This window comes from Actinoallomurus spadix (genome assembly GCF_024055725.1).
GTDB classification, from domain to species: domain Bacteria; phylum Actinomycetota; class Actinomycetes; order Streptosporangiales; family Streptosporangiaceae; genus Actinoallomurus; species Actinoallomurus spadix.
In genome coordinates this window covers 1-16863 of sequence record NZ_JAMXMX010000001.1, presented here as the reverse complement: position 1 = coordinate 16863, position 16863 = coordinate 1, and the positions used below count along the sequence as shown (strand labels likewise).

Annotated in this window: 15 protein-coding genes; 3 read left to right on the top strand and 12 right to left on the bottom strand. The window is 72.0% G+C overall.

Annotation, left to right across the window (positions count from 1 at the left end; translation table 11 throughout):
- The first annotated feature begins 66 nt into the window (after positions 1 to 66).
- Positions 67 to 1281: a dTDP-4-dehydro-6-deoxyglucose aminotransferase gene (locus tag NE235_RS00075; RefSeq protein ID WP_252798535.1), complete on the top strand. Its 1215-nt coding sequence runs from the start codon at positions 67 to 69 to the stop codon at positions 1279 to 1281.
- Between the two features lie 26 nt (positions 1282 to 1307).
- Entirely contained in the window at positions 1308 to 2360 is a 1053-nt protein-coding gene (locus NE235_RS00070; RefSeq protein WP_252798531.1) for a glycosyltransferase, read from the top strand.
- Positions 2361 to 2384: 24 nt separating this feature from the next.
- On the opposite strand, the gene NE235_RS00065 is transcribed toward NE235_RS00070, so the two are convergent.
- The 12 genes from NE235_RS00065 to NE235_RS00010 all read right to left on the bottom strand — a co-directional run bounded on the left by NE235_RS00065 (position 2385) and on the right by NE235_RS00010 (position 15508).
- Positions 2385 to 3365, bottom strand: coding sequence for a Gfo/Idh/MocA family protein (locus NE235_RS00065; RefSeq protein ID WP_252798527.1), 981 nt, complete (start codon positions 3363 to 3365; stop codon positions 2385 to 2387).
- A 13-nt stretch (positions 3366 to 3378) separates the two neighbouring features.
- Positions 3379 to 4785: an NDP-hexose 2,3-dehydratase family protein gene (locus NE235_RS00060; protein ID WP_252798526.1), complete on the bottom strand. Its 1407-nt coding sequence runs from the start codon at positions 4783 to 4785 to the stop codon at positions 3379 to 3381.
- Positions 4782 to 5411, bottom strand: a complete 630-nt coding sequence (locus NE235_RS00055; RefSeq protein ID WP_252798525.1) for a dTDP-4-dehydrorhamnose 3,5-epimerase family protein — start codon at positions 5409 to 5411, stop codon at positions 4782 to 4784. Before NE235_RS00055 ends, NE235_RS00060 begins: the two co-directional genes overlap by 4 nt.
- A 16-nt stretch (positions 5412 to 5427) precedes the next feature.
- The gene (locus tag NE235_RS00050; RefSeq protein WP_252798521.1) at positions 5428 to 6426 is read right to left on the bottom strand and encodes an aldo/keto reductase; all 999 of its coding nucleotides are present in this window, start codon (positions 6424 to 6426) and stop codon (positions 5428 to 5430) included.
- An 89-nt stretch (positions 6427 to 6515) separates the two neighbouring features.
- Positions 6516 to 7292: an SDR family oxidoreductase gene (locus NE235_RS00045; RefSeq protein ID WP_252798519.1), complete on the bottom strand. Its 777-nt coding sequence runs from the start codon at positions 7290 to 7292 to the stop codon at positions 6516 to 6518.
- Positions 7289 to 8335 (bottom strand): zinc-dependent alcohol dehydrogenase, encoded by a 1047-nt coding sequence (locus tag NE235_RS00040; protein ID WP_252798518.1) that lies wholly within the window; start codon positions 8333 to 8335, stop codon positions 7289 to 7291. The genes NE235_RS00045 and NE235_RS00040 overlap by 4 nt, the downstream gene beginning before the upstream one ends.
- A gap of 91 nt (positions 8336 to 8426) precedes the next feature.
- On the bottom strand, positions 8427 to 9329 hold the full coding sequence (locus NE235_RS00035) for an amidohydrolase family protein (protein ID WP_252798516.1): 903 nt from the start codon (positions 9327 to 9329) through the stop codon (positions 8427 to 8429).
- Positions 9326 to 10273 (bottom strand): aldo/keto reductase, encoded by a 948-nt coding sequence (locus NE235_RS00030; RefSeq protein ID WP_252798515.1) that lies wholly within the window; start codon positions 10271 to 10273, stop codon positions 9326 to 9328. Before NE235_RS00030 ends, NE235_RS00035 begins: the two co-directional genes overlap by 4 nt.
- Positions 10270 to 12195, bottom strand: coding sequence for a hypothetical protein (locus tag NE235_RS00025; protein ID WP_252798514.1), 1926 nt, complete (start codon positions 12193 to 12195; stop codon positions 10270 to 10272). The genes NE235_RS00030 and NE235_RS00025 overlap by 4 nt, the downstream gene beginning before the upstream one ends.
- A gap of 91 nt (positions 12196 to 12286) precedes the next feature.
- Positions 12287 to 13243, bottom strand: coding sequence for a carbohydrate ABC transporter permease (locus NE235_RS00020; protein ID WP_252798512.1), 957 nt, complete (start codon positions 13241 to 13243; stop codon positions 12287 to 12289).
- A complete protein-coding gene (locus NE235_RS00015) occupies positions 13233 to 14138 on the bottom strand; it encodes a carbohydrate ABC transporter permease (protein ID WP_252798511.1) in 906 nt (301 codons plus the stop codon). Before NE235_RS00015 ends, NE235_RS00020 begins: the two co-directional genes overlap by 11 nt.
- Positions 14135 to 15508 carry an ABC transporter substrate-binding protein gene (locus tag NE235_RS00010; RefSeq protein ID WP_252798510.1) on the bottom strand — a complete coding sequence of 458 codons (1374 nt, stop codon included), beginning with the start codon at positions 15506 to 15508 and terminating at the stop codon, positions 14135 to 14137. Before NE235_RS00010 ends, NE235_RS00015 begins: the two co-directional genes overlap by 4 nt.
- A gap of 390 nt (positions 15509 to 15898) precedes the next feature.
- Here NE235_RS00010 and NE235_RS00005 point away from each other — a divergent pair, with 390 nt between their 5' ends.
- Complete coding sequence (locus NE235_RS00005; RefSeq protein WP_252798509.1) at positions 15899 to 16681, top strand: FadR/GntR family transcriptional regulator; 783 nt, start codon at positions 15899 to 15901, stop codon at positions 16679 to 16681.
- Positions 16682 to 16863 lie beyond the last annotated feature (182 nt).

The window sequence follows — 16863 nt, the reverse complement described above, 5'->3', positions numbered from 1 at the left end:
GTGCGAGGAACCCGCGGAAGACTCCGGTTCCCAGGGAACCCGTGCGCGACCGATGGAGATCCGGGCATGAAGCAGAAAGTCGATGACCTCGCTCTTTTCGGCGGACCCGCGGCGTTCCTGCACCCCCTCTTCGTAGGACGGCCGAGCATCGGTGACCGGGCGCGTCTCCTCGAACGGCTGAACTGGGCGCTGGACAACAAGTGGCTCACCAACGGTGGCCCGCTGCTCCGCGAGTTCGAGGAACGCGTGGCGGACCTGGCCGGTGTGCGCAACTGCGTGGCGACCTGCAACGCGACCACGGCGCTGCAGCTGATGTACCGGGCGATGGAGCTGTCCGGTGAGGTCGTCATGCCCTCGATGACCTTCATCGCCACCGCGCACGCCGCCCGGATGGCGGGGCTCGAGCCGGTGTTCTGCGACATCGACCCGGTCACCGGCTGCATCGACCCTCGGGAGGCGGAGGCCGCGGTGACCTCCCGCACGTCCGCGATCGTCGGCGTCCACCTGTTCGGGCGGCCCAGTCCCATCGACGAGCTGGCGAAGGTCGCGGCCGAGCACGGCCTGCGGCTGGCCTTCGACGCGGCGCACGCGCTCGGCTGCGGCTACCAGGGCCGGCGCATCGGCGGCTTCGGGGCGGCCGAGGTGTTCAGCTTCCACGCGACGAAGGTGGTCAACACCTTCGAGGGCGGCGCCGTCGTCACCGACGACGACGCCCTCGCACAGCACCTGCGCTCCCTGAACGCCTTCGGGGCCGGAGCCGACGGCCGCATCGAGCGCGTCGGAACGAACGCCAAGATGAGCGAGGCCGCCGCGGCGATGGGGCTGACCTCGCTCGACGCGTTCGACCAGACCGTACGGCACAACCGCGCCAACCACGCGCTCTACCGGTCGGAGCTGCTCGGGGTGGACGGCGTCTCCGTCTTCTCCTTCGACGAGGACGAGAGCCCCAACTGCCAGTACGTCGTGGTCACGATCGACGAGGCCGTCACCGGCATCCACCGGGACCTGCTGATGCGGGTGCTCAGAGCGGAGAACGTCGTTCCACAGCGCTACTTCTCCCCCGCCTGTCACCAGGTCGAGCCGTACCGCTCGGAGCGCCCCGTCGAGCTCCCGCACACCGAACGCCTGGCGGACCAGGTGCTCGTCCTGCCGACCGGCCCCGCGGTGACCGGAGAGGACATCCGGCGGGTCTGCGACATCGTACGGTGCGCGGTCCTCAGGGGCCGGCGGGTGACCGAACGGTTCCGTCGCGGGACGGATCAGGCGACCGCGTCACGTTGACGCCCCTCACGGAAGGCGTTCCTGTCATGAGAATCCTGTTCACCGCCGGCGGCAGCCAGGCGACCGTCTTCTCCGTCGCGCCGCTCGCCATGGCCGCGCGGAACGCGGGGCATGAGATCCTCCTGGCCGCCGAAGAGCCGCTCCTGGACGCCGCGGCGGCCATCGCGATCCCCGCGGTTCCCGCGCCCGAGCCGAGGATGATCTCCGCCCGGCTGGACGCGCTGCTGAGCCTGGCGGAGGACTGGCCCCCGGATCTGGTCATCGGCGGCACGATGAGCCATCTGGTCGGCGTGCTCGCCGCCCGCCTCAAGATCCCGTACGTGCGTCAGGCCTGGGACATCGGCCCGATGCCGCCGGAGTTCGCCCGGAGGATCGACGAGCGGATCCGGCCCGAGCTCGACCGCCTGGGGCTGGCGGAACTGCCGGGCCCCGCCCTGTCCATCGACGTCTGCCCGCCCTCGCTGCGGCCCGCCGGCGCCCCCGACGCGCAGCCGATGCGCTGGATCCCCCGGAACCGCCAGCGCCGCCTCGAGCCGTGGATGTACGTCCGGCCCAAGGGACGCCCCCGCGTGCTGATCACCTCCGGGACCCGCACCCGGTTGTTCTCCGGGGGCTCCATGCGGCGCCTGGTGGACGAGCTGGCCGGGACCGGCGCCGAGGTGCTGGTCGCGGCCACCGACAAGACCGCTGAGGAGCTCGGCGAGGACCTCGGCGACGTCCGTGTCGGCTGGATTCCTCTCGACATGGTGGCCCCCACCTGCGACCTGACGGTGCATCACGGCGGCGGAGCGACCGCCATGACCGTCCTGAACGCCGGGGTGCCGCAGCTGATCATTCCCGAGAACGGCTACGCGAAGGCCATCGCACGGGCGGTGTCCGGCTCCGGTGCCGCGCTCACGGTGCCGCCGGAGCGGGAGGACTCCGACGAGGACCTGGTCGAGGTGGTCGCAGCCGGCTGCCGGGAGATCCTCTCCACTCCGCGGTACGCCGAGCGGGCGCGGGCCATCGCCGAGGAGATCGCCACGCTTCCGACCCCCGCCGAGATCGTGCGCACGCTGGAGACGCTGGCCGCGCCCTGAGCCGGCCGCCCGGCCCGAGCGGGTTCAGGCGGTGACGCGCACCGCGGCCGAACGGACCCGGTCGACCAGCCGGGCCTGCCGGGTGATCGCTTCGGCCTGGGCGGTGTAGTCCGCGCCCTGGAGGATCGACCGGGCGAAGGACTCGAGGATGTTCCTGAACTGGTGGTCCGCGGGCAGGGTCAGTTCCTCGGCGCGGTCCTGGGACTCGACGCGGATCACCGGCTGCCAGGCCGGGGGCGGGGTGAACGCCCGGTCCAGGGTCAGCCGGCCCTGGTCGCCCCACAGCGCGTAGCGGGAGCGGTAGGCGTGCTCGAAGCCGAAGGACAGCTCGGCCGTGACGCCCGAGGGAGTGCACAGCAGGGCGTGGCCGGCCACGTCGACGCCCCGGTCCGGGTGCAGGCGCAGCACCGAGCCGACGACGTCCAGGTCGTCGCCGAGGAAGTAGGAGGCGGCGCGGATGGGGTAGACGCCCACGTCGAGCAGGGCGCCACCGCCCAGATCGGGGCGGTACCGCACGTCGGCCGGGTCCAGGGGCGGGATGCCGAAGCTCGCCGAGAACACGCGGGGCTCGCCGATCCGGCCGCCGGCGACGAGGTCACGGACCTTCCGGTGCTGACCGTGGTGGAGGAACATGTAGTTCTCCATCAGCCACAGCCCGGCCTTCCGCGCCTGGTCCACCAGGTCGAGGGCGGTGGCGTGGTCGCAGGTGAGGGGCTTCTCCGACAGCACGTGCTTGCCGGCGGTGAGCGCGCGGCCCGTCCACTCGGCGTGCAGGCCGGTCGGCAGCGGGATGTAGACGGCGTCGATGTCGGCCCGGTCCAGCAGGTCGTCGTACCCGCCGGCCGTCTCGCAGCCGAATCGCCGGGCGACCTCGCGCGCCTTGTCCGGATCGCGGCTCGCGACGGCCGTCAGCTCGACGCCCTCGGCCTCGGTCATCGCCGGCAGGACCCGGCGCAGCGCGATGCTCGCGCATCCCAGAACTCCCACGCGGACTACGGATGGCATGCGGCGGGTCCTTTCACCAGAGGCTGTGGAGACAGGCGACGAGACTGCGGGCCTGGACGTTCAGGTAGTGCCCGTGGCGGAGCAGCGCGCCGAGCTGCCCGAGGGTCACCCAGCGGTAGTCCGGGGGGCAGTGCACCGGGAAGTCGTCCTCGACCTCGATCACCACGTACCGGTTCTGGGCGTCAAAGAAGCGGCCGCCCTCCTCCGAGAGGTACGCGTCGAACCGGATCCGGGCGGGGTCCGCGCCGAGCACGTAGTCGAGGTAGCGCGGCTCCGGCAGCCCGGCGTAGTTCTCCCGGATGGCCTGGACGGTCGGCCCGAGCTCGACGGTGTCGACGAAGCCGGGCTCGACGCGCGCGTGCACGAGGACGTGCGCGACCCCCTCGATGGACTTGGCGAGGAACGCGATGACGCCCCGCCCGGCCGGCGCGAGCAGCGGCTGCCGCCAGGACGGCACCTCCCGGCTGCTCGCCTCGACATTGACCGCGATCACCCTGAAGTGCCTGCCGTCGTCACGGGCGATCTCGTGGGCCGTACGTCGCCAGCCGGCGACCCGGCCGGCCGGGATCAGCCGCACCGTCATCTCGTGCCGGGTCTTCTCCTCCGTGAACCAGCTGAGGACGTCGCCGAGGTCGTGCAGGGCACCGGCGGAGCGGTGCAGGGACCGCGCGAGGGCGCGGCGGAACGCCACGGGAGCGTGGCGTGACCCGCTGTCGGCCTCCGGAGGGGCGAACGGCATGCACGACAGCACCGTACGCGCGTCCATGTTCACGAGGTTGTCCGTGTGCAGCAGGTCCAGCACCTCGCGCAGCGGCAGCCAGCAGAAGTCCTCGTGCGGCGGAACGTCCCCGGTCACCTCGACGACCATGTTCCGGTTGCGCTTGCGGTAGAACCACGAGCCCTGCTCGGACTGCAGGACGTCGACGAGCACCCGTCCCCGGGAGGGGCCGGCGAAGTACTCGAGGTAGCGGGTCCGGCCGCCCCGGTGCACGCGGGTGTAGTTGCTGCGGGTCGCCTGGACCGTCGGGGACAGCTGGAGCGTGTTGACGTTGCCGGGCTCCATCTTGGCCTGCATCAGGCAGTGCGGCACCCCACCGAAGCTCTTGACGAGGATGCCCAGGATCCCGATCTCCGCCTGGTTGATGATCGGCTGCGACCATTCCCGTACGGGCCCATAGTCGCTCCGGACGTGCAGCCCCTCGATCGTGAAGAACCCGCCGCTGGAATGGGCCAGGTTCCCGGTCTCCGGGTCGAAACGCCAGTCGACGAGCTCATCGAACGGGATCGGAGTCACGTTGAACCGGTTGGCGCGTGCCCGTTCCGACCACCACTCCCGGAACCGCCCGGCCGGCCGGGTCGCCGACGCCGATTCGGTGAACATGTGGCCGGCGCTCCGGGGCGCCGCCGTCCTGGACGTCATTCGGGGGACCCTTCGGGAATCGTGATCGCGCGCCGCGGCGGCAGGGGGCGGGAGGGGCACTGTTCGTAGGTGGGCAGCAGGCCGGCGGCCGCCGCCTGGGCGAGGGTGGGGGCGGCGGCGTCCTTGGCCGAGCGAACGGGTGGCCCGGTCAGGTTCCAGGGCAGCGCCAGGTCCGGGTCGAGGGCGTCGATCTCGATCATGGTGCCCGGGACGTACTCGGTGGAGCACAGGTAGCACATGCAGGTGTCGTCGGTGAGGGCGAGGAAGGCGTGGCCGAAACCGTCGGGGAGGTAGACCGCGGTCCCGGTCTCGGGGCTCTGGTACGTCAGGTCGTAGTGGCCGAAGGTGGGGGAGCCGGCGCGGATGTCGACGACGATGTCGAGGGCGCGCCCGCGTACGCAGGTGATGAACTTGGCCTGGCCGGGCGGGACGGTGGTGCCGTGGATCCCCCGCAGGACGCCGCGCCGCGACACCGAGTAGTTGACCTGGCGGATCTCCAGGTCCCAGCCGGTGGCGGCCAGGAGGGCGCCGGCGCGTACGGACTCGTAGAAACATCCCCGCGCGTCGGTCAGGGGTTCGGGTTCGACCCGGTACGCGCCCGGGACCGTCATCTCCGTGATCAGCACCGTGGGTTCCTTTCGGTCAGCCGATCCAGGCGTCGGGGGCGGGCAGGCCGTTGCCGACGGGTGGGAACAGCGTTTCGAGCCGGGCCGCCTGCGCCTCCGGCAGGGGCGTCTCGAGCGCGCGCAGCGCGTCGTCGACGTGGGCGATCGTGCGCGGGCCGATGACGGCCGCGGTCACCCCGGGCCGCGAGAGGACCCAGGCGAGTCCCACCTCCGCCGGGGAGCGGCCGAACTCGGCGCACAGACGCTCGTACTCCGCGATCGCGTCGCGGTGATCCGCCAGAGCGGCCGCCGCGCGCCCTTGAGCGGACTTGACCGCGGTGCCTTCCGCCTGCTTGCGCAGCACTCCGCCGAGCAGCCCGCCGTGCAGCGGTGACCAGACCGACACCCCGATGCCGTAGGCGCCCGCCGCGGGCAGCACCTCCAGTTCGGGGTGGCGCGTCACCAGGTTGTACAGGCACTGCTCCGAGGCCAGGCCGAGGAGGCCACGGCCGGTTGCGGTCTCCTGCGCGGCGGCGAGGTCCCATCCTGCCGCGTTCGACGAGCCGACGTAGCGGATCTTCCCCTGGCGCACCAGGATCTCCATGGCCTCCCAGACCTCGTCCCAGGAGACCGCGCGGTCGACGTGATGAAGCTGGTAGAGGTCGATCCAGTCGGTCCGCAGCCGGCGCAGCGACGCCTCGCAGGAGGCCACGATGTTCCGTGCGGACAGGCCGCCGTCGTTCGGCGCGTCGCTCATCGGATGACCGACCTTGGTGGCCAGCACGACCTGGTCCCGCCGGGACCGGCGGCCGAGCCATCGGCCGATGACCTCTTCGGTCCACCCCTTGCGGACCCGCCAGCCGTAGATGTTCGCGGTGTCGATGACGTTGACGCCGCGTTCCAGGGCGTGGTCCAGGAGCCGCTGCGCCGCGGGCTCGTCGACGCGCCCGCCGAAGTTCACGGTCCCGAGCCACAGCCGGCTGACGATCAGCCCGGTGCGCCCAAGCCGCCGATGAAGCCGATCGTCGCTGGACATGCGGTCTCCCCTGCGCCCCGGCCTTCCCTCCCGCTCATCTTCGCCGCGCGTCCCTCAGGGGTCTTCTTTCACATTGCCGACAATCCGGCTCAGCGGCCCAGCCAGCCGCCGTCGACCGGGATGAGCGCGCCGTGCACATAGTCGGAGGCGGCCGAGGCGAGGAACACCGCGACGCCGCCGAAGTCCTCCGGCCGCCCCCAGCGCCCGGCGGGGATCCGGTCGAGGATCGCCGCGTGGCGGGCCGGGTCCTCTCGCAGCGCACGGGTGTTGTCGGTCTCGACGTAGCCGGGGACGATCGCGTTGACGTTCACGCCCCGTCCGGCCCACTCGTTGGCCAGCGCACGGGTCAGGCCCGCGATCCCCGACTTCGCCGCGGCGTAGCCGGGCACGTTGATCCCGCCCTGGAAGCTGAGCAGCGACGCGGTGAACACGATCTTGCCCTGGCCGCGTTCGAGCATCCGGCGGCCGACCTCGCGGGTGAGCGTGAACTGGCTGCTGAGGTCGACGGCGATGACGTGGTCCCAGTCCGCGTCGGAGTGCCGCTCGGCCGGGGCGCGGGCGATGGTGCCCGCGTTGTTGACCAGGATGTCCACCGGCCGGTCGAGCCCGGCCAGCCGGGCGGCCAGGTCGGCGACGGCAGCGCGGTCGGCGAAGTCGGCGCTCAGCGTCAGGCATTCGCGGCCGAGCGCGGTGACGCGGGACTCGACCTCGCTTCCGGTGGGCTCCAGGTGCGCGCTGACCGCGACGATGTCGGCCCCGGCGGCGGCCAGCGCCTCGGCGATGGCGAGGCCGATCCCCCGCCGCGCGCCGGTGACCACCGCGAGCCGTCCGCTCAGGTCGAAGGCCTGTGGGCCGAATCGGATCATCGTGCGTCCGCCTTTCCGTTCGCCCGGCAGTCGACCAGGACCTTCATGACACCCGCGCCCGACTCGAGCGCCGCGAAGGCCTCCGCGGCGCGGTCGAGGGGCTCGATCCGGGAGATCAGCGTCCGGGCGGGGATCTCGCCCTCGGCGAGGAGCCCCACGGCCGTCTCGAAGTCGGCCCGGTCGTACAGGCGGGCACCGAGCAGGGTCAGCTCGCGCCAGAAGAAGCGGTGCAGGCTGACTTCGCGCGCGACGGGGTGGATGGCGACCTGGACCATGCGGCCGCGTGTGGCCAGCGAGTCGACGGCGGTGGCGACGCCGGCCGCCGCGCCGGAGACCTCGAACGCCACCGCGGCGCCCGCCCCGCCGGTCCACTGATCGACGAGCCCGGCGAGGCCGTCGCCGCCCGGGTCCGCGGAGGTCAGGCCGAGCCCTTCGGCGACGGAGCGCCGGTACGGGTCGGGTTCCACCAGCAGCACGTCGCCCCCGGACCGGCGGGCGACGATCGCGATGAGCAGCCCGATCGGCCCGCCGCCGACCACGAGCGCCTTCTCCCCTGGCCGCAGCTCCGCGCGGCGTACGTCGTGGACGGCCACGGCGGTGGGCTCGACGAGGGCGGCGTGGTCCAGGGCGAGGTCCTGCGGGAGCCGGACCAGCGCCGCCGCCGGGACCGTCCAGCTGTTCTGCATGGATCCGGCCGCGTCGATGCCGAGGAAGACCAGGCGATGGCAGATGTGCGCGTGGCCCGCCCGGCAGGCCGGGCAGGTCCCACAGGGAACCAGCGGCATGACGGTGACGTGGTCGCCCGGCCGCCATTCGGACAGGCCAGGGCCGACCTGCGCGATCCGGCCGGACATCTCGTGGCCGATGACACGGGGCGGGTCGACCCTGCCGTCCATGTCACCGTGGAAGATGTGCAGGTCCGTCCCACAGATTCCGGTGTAGGCGACGTCGACGCGGACGTGCCCCGGCGGCGGTGCCGTGGGCTCGGCGGTGTCGATCGTCAGCCGCCGCGCTCCGGCGTAGGCGACGTGCCGGGCGGTCATGCGGTCTCCCCTGCGCGGGGTGGGGTCGCGTGCCGGGAGGTCTGGTCCGCGCGGCGGACGGGCTTCGGCCGGGTGGACCGGGCTGGGCGTGTCACTGCGGGTCCTTTCGTGTCGTGGCGGGGCGGCGGCGGACCCGGTAGATCCGGGCCGCGGTGTCGTACAGGACCGCCTCGACGGCGGCGGGCGGGTGTCCGGCGAGTGCGGCGCGGACGAGATCGAGCCAGGACTCGTAGTCCGTGGCGAGGGTCATCACCGGCCGGTCGCTGCCGTACAGGCATCGCTCGGGGCCGAAGATCTCCAGCGCCTCGCGGAGCGTGGCGAGCAGGTGCGGGCGCTCGGTGCCCGGACCGGCCTCGGTGGCCAGACCGGAGAGCTTGCAGACGACGTTCGCGCACTCCGCCAGCCGGCGGAACGCCTGCCGCCACGCCGTGTCGCCCGGTGGCACCGGCTTGCCGAGGTGGTCGAGGACGATGGTGGTCTGCGGGCAGGCGGCGGCCAGCTCGGTCAGCTCCGGCAGCTGGTGCGCGCGCACGCAGGCGTCGAAGGGCAGTCCGGCCGCGCCGAGGAGGCGCACGCCGGCGCGGAAGTCCGCGGTCGCGGTGAAGCCGGCGGCCTCGTCCTGGACGTTGCGGCGCACGCCGACGACGAACGGATCGCCGGTGTAGGCGCGGATCACTTCACGGGCACGGCCGGGGTCCTCCAGGTCGGCGTGCGCGACGACCCCGCGGATCCACGGCCGGGCCCGGGCCGCGCGGCGGACCCACTCGATCTCGGCTGCCGCCTCCCGCGCGGCCCGCCCCGCCTCCACGAAGATCACTTCAACGGGCTCGGGACGGCCCTGCGGGAAGTCGCCGGCGGTGAAGGGACGGTTGAGCGGCGCCACGTCCTCCAGCCACGGGTACGTGAGGTTCCGCGGATCCCAGAAGTGGACGTGGGAGTCGAGGATCGCCCGGCCGCCGAGCCCGGCCCTCGCACCGTCGGGCGTGACGTTCACGGCCGGCCTCCCAGACTTTGGTTCTCCGGGCGGCCGCTGGGCCAGCCGACGTCCCGTACGGGGGCGAGGCACTCCTCGACGTCGCGTAGCAGTGCCTCGTCGAGGGGTTCGCGGAGCCACCGGACGTTGCGGCGGACCTCGTCCGGGTGGGCGCCGCCGACGACCGTGGTGGCGAAGCCGCCCGTGCTGACGGCGAAGCGGAGGGCGAGCCGGGTGAGGTCCGCCCCACGCGAGCGGCACAGCGCGGCCGCCGCCGCGCAGCGTTCGAGGACCGGCGCGGGCGCGGGATGCCACGGCGGCGCGCCCCGCGACGTCAAGGCCCCCATCGCCAGCGGCGCGGCGTTCAGCACGGCGACGCCCCGCCCGGTGAAGTGCTCGCGCCAGGCGGCGAGCCGGCGGTTCTGGAGGGTGTACTGGCAGTAGGACATGACGGTGTCGACCTCGGCGCGCTCGGCGACGTACGCGAGCGCGGGCAGGGGGAGGCCGGTCACGCCGATGAAGCGGACCAGGCCGGCCTCCCGCAGCTCACGCAGCGCGGGGATGGTCTCCCCGGCGATCCGGTCGAGGTCGCCGAACTCGATGTCGTGGCACTGGATCAGGTCGACGTGGTCGGTGCCGAGCCGTTCGAGGCTCTCGTGCACGCTGCGCTTGACCCGGTCGGCGCCGAAGTCGAACGCGGCGTCGCCGTACCGGCCGACCTTGGTGGCCAGGACGTAGCCCGCCCGGTCGACGCCGCGCAGCGCCTTCCCGAGCACCGCCTCGGCCGCCGTCGCCCCGTAGTAGGGGGACACGTCGAAGAAGGTGACGCCGGAGTCGAGCGCGGCGTGCACGGCGTCGATGCCGTCCTGCTCGGCGAAGGCGCCGTACACCGCGCCCAGCGGCGACGCGCCGAATCCGAGTTCGGAGACCTCCAGGCCGGTACGGCCGAGTGGCCGACTCCTCATGACGGGTCCTCGTCCGCGTCGAACGGCGTGCGGTAGGACGGCGGGCTCGTGCGCAGGTCGAGTTCCAGCGTCAGGCGGATCCGAGTCGAACGGGGCAGCTCCACGAGCAGCCAGGGCCCGTCGACGCGGGCCTCGCCCGAGGTCACCGCCGGCCGGCCGTGCCCGTAGTCGTACATGTCGCCGATCCAGGAGGGGTCGTCGCAGACCGTGTGGCGCACCGTGCGGATGGTGTGCTCGGCGCACGCCCCGGCCTGCACGATGACGCGGTGCACCGACTCCGGGTCGAGGTTGACCAGGTCGACGACGGTGGCCTCCGGATCGATGCGGGACACGAGGGCCGCCACCGAGGACGGCAGGCCCGGGCGCCGCGCGTCGGCGTCGTAGTAGCGCACCCGCGCCTGCTGCAGGCCGCCGTTGTAGACGACCTGCGGGCCGCCCCAGGTCAACTGGACCAAGGCCTCGGTGACCACCGGGTTCGACTGCTGCCAGACATGGATGTCGGCCTCGGGCACGTCCATGCCGCGGTAGCGCTCCATGCGGGTCAGCCGGTGCCGTACCTGGGCCTGCGCGGCGGCGAGGATCCGCTCCGGATATCCGGGGTCGTCACCGGTGAGGAAGGCGAACCAGGGTTCCTCGTGCCCGGCCTCCTCTTTGCTGCGGAACGACCGGACCATACGCCAGTCGTAGCCGGCGGCCGCGCGCAGGCGCTCGAGGCGGTCCCGGTCGGCGACCGCGGCGGAGTGGTGCCACAGCGCGGTGGGCACCGCCATCAGCATGGGGTTGTAGTCGAACCAGCCGCGATCGCCGTACCGGAACGGCACGTGCAGGGTCGGCGTGCGGACGTCCTCCTCGAGCTGGACGCTCCACTTCGACTCCAGGCTGGAATCGGCCTCCGTGAAGGTCATCACCTTGCCGTGGGCGATGACCTCGTCCAGCGCCGGGCGTACGAGGTCGAGGTAGGAGTCGTCGCCGGTCGCGGCGGCCGCCGCGAGGGCGCCGACCATCGCGGCGTGCCCGACGCTGTACCAGCCGTGCGGCCACGACCAGCCGTAGTGGCCGCCGTACCAGCGTCCCTCCAGCAGCCCGCCGACCGTGCCGTCCGGGGCGACGTTGTCGGGCACGATGCCGCCGTTGGCGGCGGCCCGCTCGCGCCACGCGCCGACGTACTCGGCGATCCAGTCGCGGTAGCGCGGCTCGCCGGACAGGATCAGGGCGTTGAGGACCAGCCCGGAGGCGGCCAGATTGACCGCGGTGTCCCCGACGCCCATCCTGCGGCGCATCTCCGCGCCGAGCCGCGGATCGCGGTCCGGATCCTCCGGCTCGGCGCCGGGCGGCAGCACCCAGTCCAGCGGGAAGCCGTACATCCGCGCCTCTTTGGGCAGCCAGGGATAGGCGTCACCGTCGAACAGCCCGTCCCGCCGCGGGTCGCTGCCGTTGTGCGGCCGGCGGATGATGCGGTGCTCGGGGTCGTAGTTGCCGTGCGCGGGGTCGACGTACAGGTCCGCGAACCGCAGCGCCCGCTCGGTCCAGCGCTCGGGGGCGGCCATGCACAGGAAGTAGAACAGCAGCAGGCTCTCGCCCTGGTGGAACCAGTCGTAGCCCCGCTCGTACTCCTCGTGCAGCATGCCCAGCTCGGTCAGCTGCCGGGTGACCCCCTCCCAGTGCCGCTCGGACGCGGCGAGCAGGTCGTCGGCTCCGCCGAGGAGGTAGAGCTGGGGCCAGTTGAAGAAGGTCTCGTAGAAGTCGTCCACGCCGTCGCGCGAGGTGAGCCGGTCGTTGTAGAGCAGGCGCCCGTCCGGGCCGGTGAAGTCGCGCGCGAACCGGCGCCAGGCATGGTCGAGCAGGTCGAACAGCTGGCGCTGCGCTATCGCCCAGCCCGGTGGTTCGAGCAGCGGTACCGAGGCCGTGATGACGGGGAGCATCCGGGAGTTCTCCATTCCAGGGCGCGGTCGCGCCCGCGGTGAGCGGACCCGTGCCCGCGCGCCGGTCGGGCCCGCGGCGGGTCCGGGCCGGTCAGTCCTTGGTCGCGCCGGCGAGCATCCCGGCGACCAGGAAACGCTGTGAGAACAGGAAGACGACGAGCACGGGAGTGATCGCCAGCAGCGTGGCCAGCGCCAGTTCGGGGCGCTGCACCTCCAGCGAGCCGACGGTCGGGTTGAACTGCGGGACGTTGTTCAGCAGCGTGCCCAGGCCCACCTGCACCGGGAATTGATCACTGTCCGGCAGCAGGACGTACGGGAGGAAGTAGTTGGTCCAGTTGGCCACGAAGCTGAAGAACCCGACCAGGGCGACGACCGGGGTGGCCAGCGGCAGGGCGATACGGCGGAAGACGCCGAACTCCGAGCAGCCGTCGAGCTTCGCGGCGGCCAGCAGCTCCTTCGGCATCGCGGTGCTGAAGTAGATGTAGGTCAGGTACACGCCGAACGGATAGAACGAGTACGGCAGGATGACCGACCACATCGAGCCGGCCAGGTGGACGGCGTTGATCTCCAGGAACAGCGGCACCACGAGCGTCGCGTTCGGCATGAGCATGACGACGAGGGTCGCCACCAGGAGCGTGCGGCGACCGCGGAACTCGGTCATCGCGAGCGCGTACCCGGCGGGGATCGTCACGCACAGCGTGATCGCGAGCGCGAGGAACGAGTAGACCGCGGAGTTGCGCAGCCACAGGAAGATCGCGTCGCCCTGGTAGGACGTCAGCGCCTGCCAGTTGTGCCGTAGCCCGGACCAGGACCCGAAGGACAGCGGGTCGCCGTGGACGAGCTGGTCGTCGGTCTTGGTGGCCGCCAGCAGGAGCCACAGGACGGGGACCACGAAGAACAGCAGGAACGCCGTGAGCGCCAGGGCGCGCAGCGGGTTCGGCGGCCTGCGGCGAGCGGGGCGGCCCGCCCGCCCGGCCCGGCGGGCCGTCGATCCGGCGGCCGGGCCGGCGTGGGCGGCCGCCGCGGGCCGCCGGATGTCAGTCGGCATCGAAGAACCCCGATCTGGCGACGAACAGGCCCGCGACGACGAGCCCGACGACCAGCAGTTCGACCGAGATGGCCGCTGCGGAGCCGACGTTGTCGTTCTGGAAGGCGAAGTCGTAGGAGAGCTGGTTGAGGGAGTAGTCCCGGCCGGCCACGCCGTTGCTCGCCTGCGACAGCAGCTGCGGTTCGACGAACAGCTGGGTGCCCGCGGCGAAGGACAGGATCACCATGTAGACGATCCACTTGCGCAGGAGGGGCAGCTGGATGTGCCGCGCGATCTGCCAGGGGCCGGCCCCGTCGATCCGGGCCGCCTCCAGTACGTCCGCGGAGATGTTGTTCAGCGCGCCGTACATCACCACGATCCAGCCGCCCGCGCCCGTCCAGAACGCGATGACGGCCAGCAGGATCGGCAGGTGCCCGGGCGCGATGACCTGACCGAATGTGCCGAGACCGGACGCGCGCAGCAGGAAGCCCACCGGGCTCACCGTCGGGTCGAGCATGAACAGCCAGACCATCGCGCTCGCCGCGCCGGCCAGCGCCCCGGGGATGTAGTAGAGGAAGCGCAGGGCCCTGTCGGCCGCGCGGGCGGCCAGGCCGTGCAGCAGGAGCGCGAGCCCGACGACCAGGACCACCAGCGAGACCAGCCAGATCAGCAGGTAGAGCGCCACGTGGCCCACGGCCGGCAGGAAGCGGAAGTCGGTCGCCGCGGTGGCGAAGTTCGACAGCCCGGCGAACCGCTCGCTCGCGTCGGTGAAGGCGAAGTAGATCGCGTAGATCGTCGGCACGAGGCCGAACGCGATCAGCAGCACGACGTACGGGGCGACGAATCCGTGTCCGGCACGGCCGGGCCACGACAGGCGTCGCACCCGGCCGCCACCGGCGCTCGACGATGCGCTCACCGGCCGACCTTGTATCCGTCGGACCGGGCGTAGTTGGTGATGGCGTTCTGCCAGGCCGGGAGCAGCGAGACGATCGTCTTGCCGGCGGTCACGCCCGTCGTGACGGTTGCCGCCCAGATCGCCTCCTGGCTGAACTGGCCGTAGCCCCAGCCGGACCACACCTGCCCGGCCGCCGTCTGGAGCGGTCCGGTGATGTCCCCGGCGTAGTAGTGGGAGGAGGCCTGGTTCTCCAGCCAGGTCTTGGCCGCGGCGGCGTTCGCCGGATATCCGGGGGCGAGCTTGCCCTGGTAGTCGTTCGCGGTGGTCACCCAGGTGAGGAAGTCGACGCCGGCCTTCAGGTGGGCGCTGTGCGCCGACAGTAGCCAGGTGCCGCCGCCGACGTTGCCGACGGTCGGGGTCGGGTCACCGGACCACTGCGGCATGGGAGCGACCGCGATCTGGCCCGCGGGGGTCTTGAAGGTGCCCTGGAACAGCGCGCCGCCGAACCAGGACGGGCCGGGCAGCATCAGGATTCTGCCGGCCTGGTTCTTGTCGAAGTCGGAGCTGAACACGCTGCTCATCGACATCGTGTGGTTTTTGATCAGGGTGTCCAGCAGCGCGGCCATCCGGGTGCAGTTCGCGCTCATCGTGTCGACCGTGACCGCTTTGGGACCGGTGATCTGGTTGGCGCCGCACTTGCTCGCCCACATGTAGATCTCCGGGGTGAAGGCGTCGCCCGCGGAGCCGACGATGTAGCCGGGGTGCTCGGTGGCGACCTTCTCCCCCAGCGCCCGGTAGTCCTCCCAGGTCGCCGGGACCTTGTAGCCCCACTTCTTCATGAGGCCCGCGTTGTACCAGAGCACGGTCTGGGACAGGTCGTTGCGCAGGCAGTAGACCGTGCCGTTCACCGTGCACGGGTCATTGGCGCCGTGGGCCCAGCCGTCGAGGGTGGACTGCGGGATCAGGCCCTTGTTCAGCGGGGCGGTGAAGCCGGCCGGCACTGCCCAAGAGGCCTCGTTGTTCTGTGAGCTGAAGACGACGTCCGGCCATCCCTTACGGGTCCGGTTGAACAGGCTCACCTTGGTCTGGAGGTAGTTCGAGCCGTTGGCGTCACCGTCGTAGGTGACGATGTCCATCTTCACCGCGGGATGCTGCTTCTGGTACAGCTGGGCGGCCGCCAGGCGCGTCGAGTCCACCCATACCGTCAATGGCCCGTCGTTCTTCTGCGGCTCCTGCCGGAAACCGCCGCCCTGTGCGCCGGCGGTTCCCCCGCCCCCGCCGCCGCAGGCCGTGGCGGCCGCCAGCGTTACCGCGGCGCCGAGGGCAGCCAGCGCTGCGCGGCGGCTCTTGCCTGCTCTCCTCGCGCCGTCGGCGCGGACCTTGTCTGTCATGGCTACTCCACTGACGTCGTGGGGCCCGCCGACCGGTTGTGGCGGGCAGAGGAGAATGTGTCTGACTTATCCGTGGACCTTCGAACGGTCGAGACGGTCCGGGACACTGCGGACAACACCCCAGGGACCACCTCGGACCAGGCGACTTCCGTGGTCCCTCATCAGAGCGCCGGAGCGCCGCTACGTCAAGGGGATGGCTGGGCTTATTTTTACGGATGTGTTACTACACGACGGGACAGACGGTGACTATTCGGGCAGTTCATCTGGCATGTTCGCCCACCAGGTAGCAGATGAGTCATACTCATTCACTGGGCACAGAACGAAGATGTATGCTCTCCGGCAGGCGAGGGTGGCTTGCCCTCGGGGGACCGCGACGAAGGAGGCAGGCCGGTGGACGGCACGCCCAAGCCGGCTGCGACCGATGCGCCGACACCGGGGCAGGGCGGCGACGCGCAGCGGACCGGTGCGTACCGGCCGCGCTATGAGCTGGTGGCCGAGCAGATCCTTCAGCTCATCGCCGAGCTGCGGCTTCAGCCCGGCGACCGGATGCCCACGGAGAACGATCTCGCCGCGCGCCTGGGCACCAGCCGGACCGTCGTGCGGGAGGCCGTGAAGATCCTGTCCGCGATCGGCCGGGTGCGCGCCCAGAAGGGCCGCGGGCTCTACGTCGCCGACGACGAGGGGATGCTGGGCTCATCGCGCTGGGAGGGCTTTTTCCTTCCGACGGACCTCGACCACGTCTACATGCTCTTCGAGTTCCGCCGGGTCCAGGAGACCGCGGCGAGCCGGGGCGGCGCGGGCCGCGGCACCCCCGCCGAGCTCCGCGCCATCGAGGCCGCCGCCGAGACGTGCCGCGAGGGGCACGTGACCGGGCAGTCGGCGCTTTTCGACCGGGGAGACGACGACTTCCACATGGGCATCGCCGCCGCCTCGCACAACCCGTTCCTCGTCGCGGCGGTCCGCGAGGCCCGCCGCCTCCAGCGCCAGTCCAGCACGATCGGCCTGCACGGCACGGTCGGCGGCCACGCGGAGGAGGCGATCGAGGAGCACGCCGCGATCTACCAGGCCATCCGCGACGGCGACCCCGACGCCGCGGCCGAGGCCGCCGCCGTCCACCTTGACAAGACCCTCGAGGACTACCGGCGCGAGATCCAGCGCCGCGTCTTCGGCTGACCCCTCGCCGTCCGGCGGCGGCCCGCCGGTCATCGTCTGGCCCGGCGGGCGGGCGCGACCTGGGGTCGGGCGCCCGCCCGCCGGCGTACGGAGGGGTGCGGTTTCAGGAGGAGGGGTCAGCGGGGGGTGAAGTCCTGGTTGGTGCCGGCCGCGTTCTTACACGGCCACTGATCCAACTGCTG

Excerpts from the sequence above, each read along its gene's own strand:
- NE235_RS00075 (WP_252798535.1), top strand. The coding sequence starts at position 67 with ATGAAGCAGAAAGTCGATGACCTCGCTCTTTTCGGCGGACCCGCGGCG.
- NE235_RS00025 (WP_252798514.1), bottom strand. The coding sequence starts at position 12,195 with ATGCTCCCCGTCATCACGGCCTCGGTACCGCTGCTCGAACCACCGGGC.
- NE235_RS00045 (WP_252798519.1), bottom strand. The coding sequence starts at position 7,292 with ATGATCCGATTCGGCCCACAGGCCTTCGACCTGAGCGGACGGCTCGCG.
- NE235_RS00050 (WP_252798521.1), bottom strand. The coding sequence starts at position 6,426 with ATGTCCAGCGACGATCGGCTTCATCGGCGGCTTGGGCGCACCGGGCTG.
- NE235_RS00070 (WP_252798531.1), top strand. The coding sequence starts at position 1,308 with ATGAGAATCCTGTTCACCGCCGGCGGCAGCCAGGCGACCGTCTTCTCC.
- NE235_RS00040 (WP_252798518.1), bottom strand. The coding sequence starts at position 8,335 with ATGACCGCCCGGCACGTCGCCTACGCCGGAGCGCGGCGGCTGACGATC.
- NE235_RS00020 (WP_252798512.1), bottom strand. The coding sequence starts at position 13,243 with ATGCCGACTGACATCCGGCGGCCCGCGGCGGCCGCCCACGCCGGCCCG.
- NE235_RS00010 (WP_252798510.1), bottom strand. The coding sequence starts at position 15,508 with ATGACAGACAAGGTCCGCGCCGACGGCGCGAGGAGAGCAGGCAAGAGC.
- NE235_RS00030 (WP_252798515.1), bottom strand. The coding sequence starts at position 10,273 with ATGAGGAGTCGGCCACTCGGCCGTACCGGCCTGGAGGTCTCCGAACTC.
- NE235_RS00065 (WP_252798527.1), bottom strand. The coding sequence starts at position 3,365 with ATGCCATCCGTAGTCCGCGTGGGAGTTCTGGGATGCGCGAGCATCGCG.
- NE235_RS00060 (WP_252798526.1), bottom strand. The coding sequence starts at position 4,785 with ATGACGTCCAGGACGGCGGCGCCCCGGAGCGCCGGCCACATGTTCACC.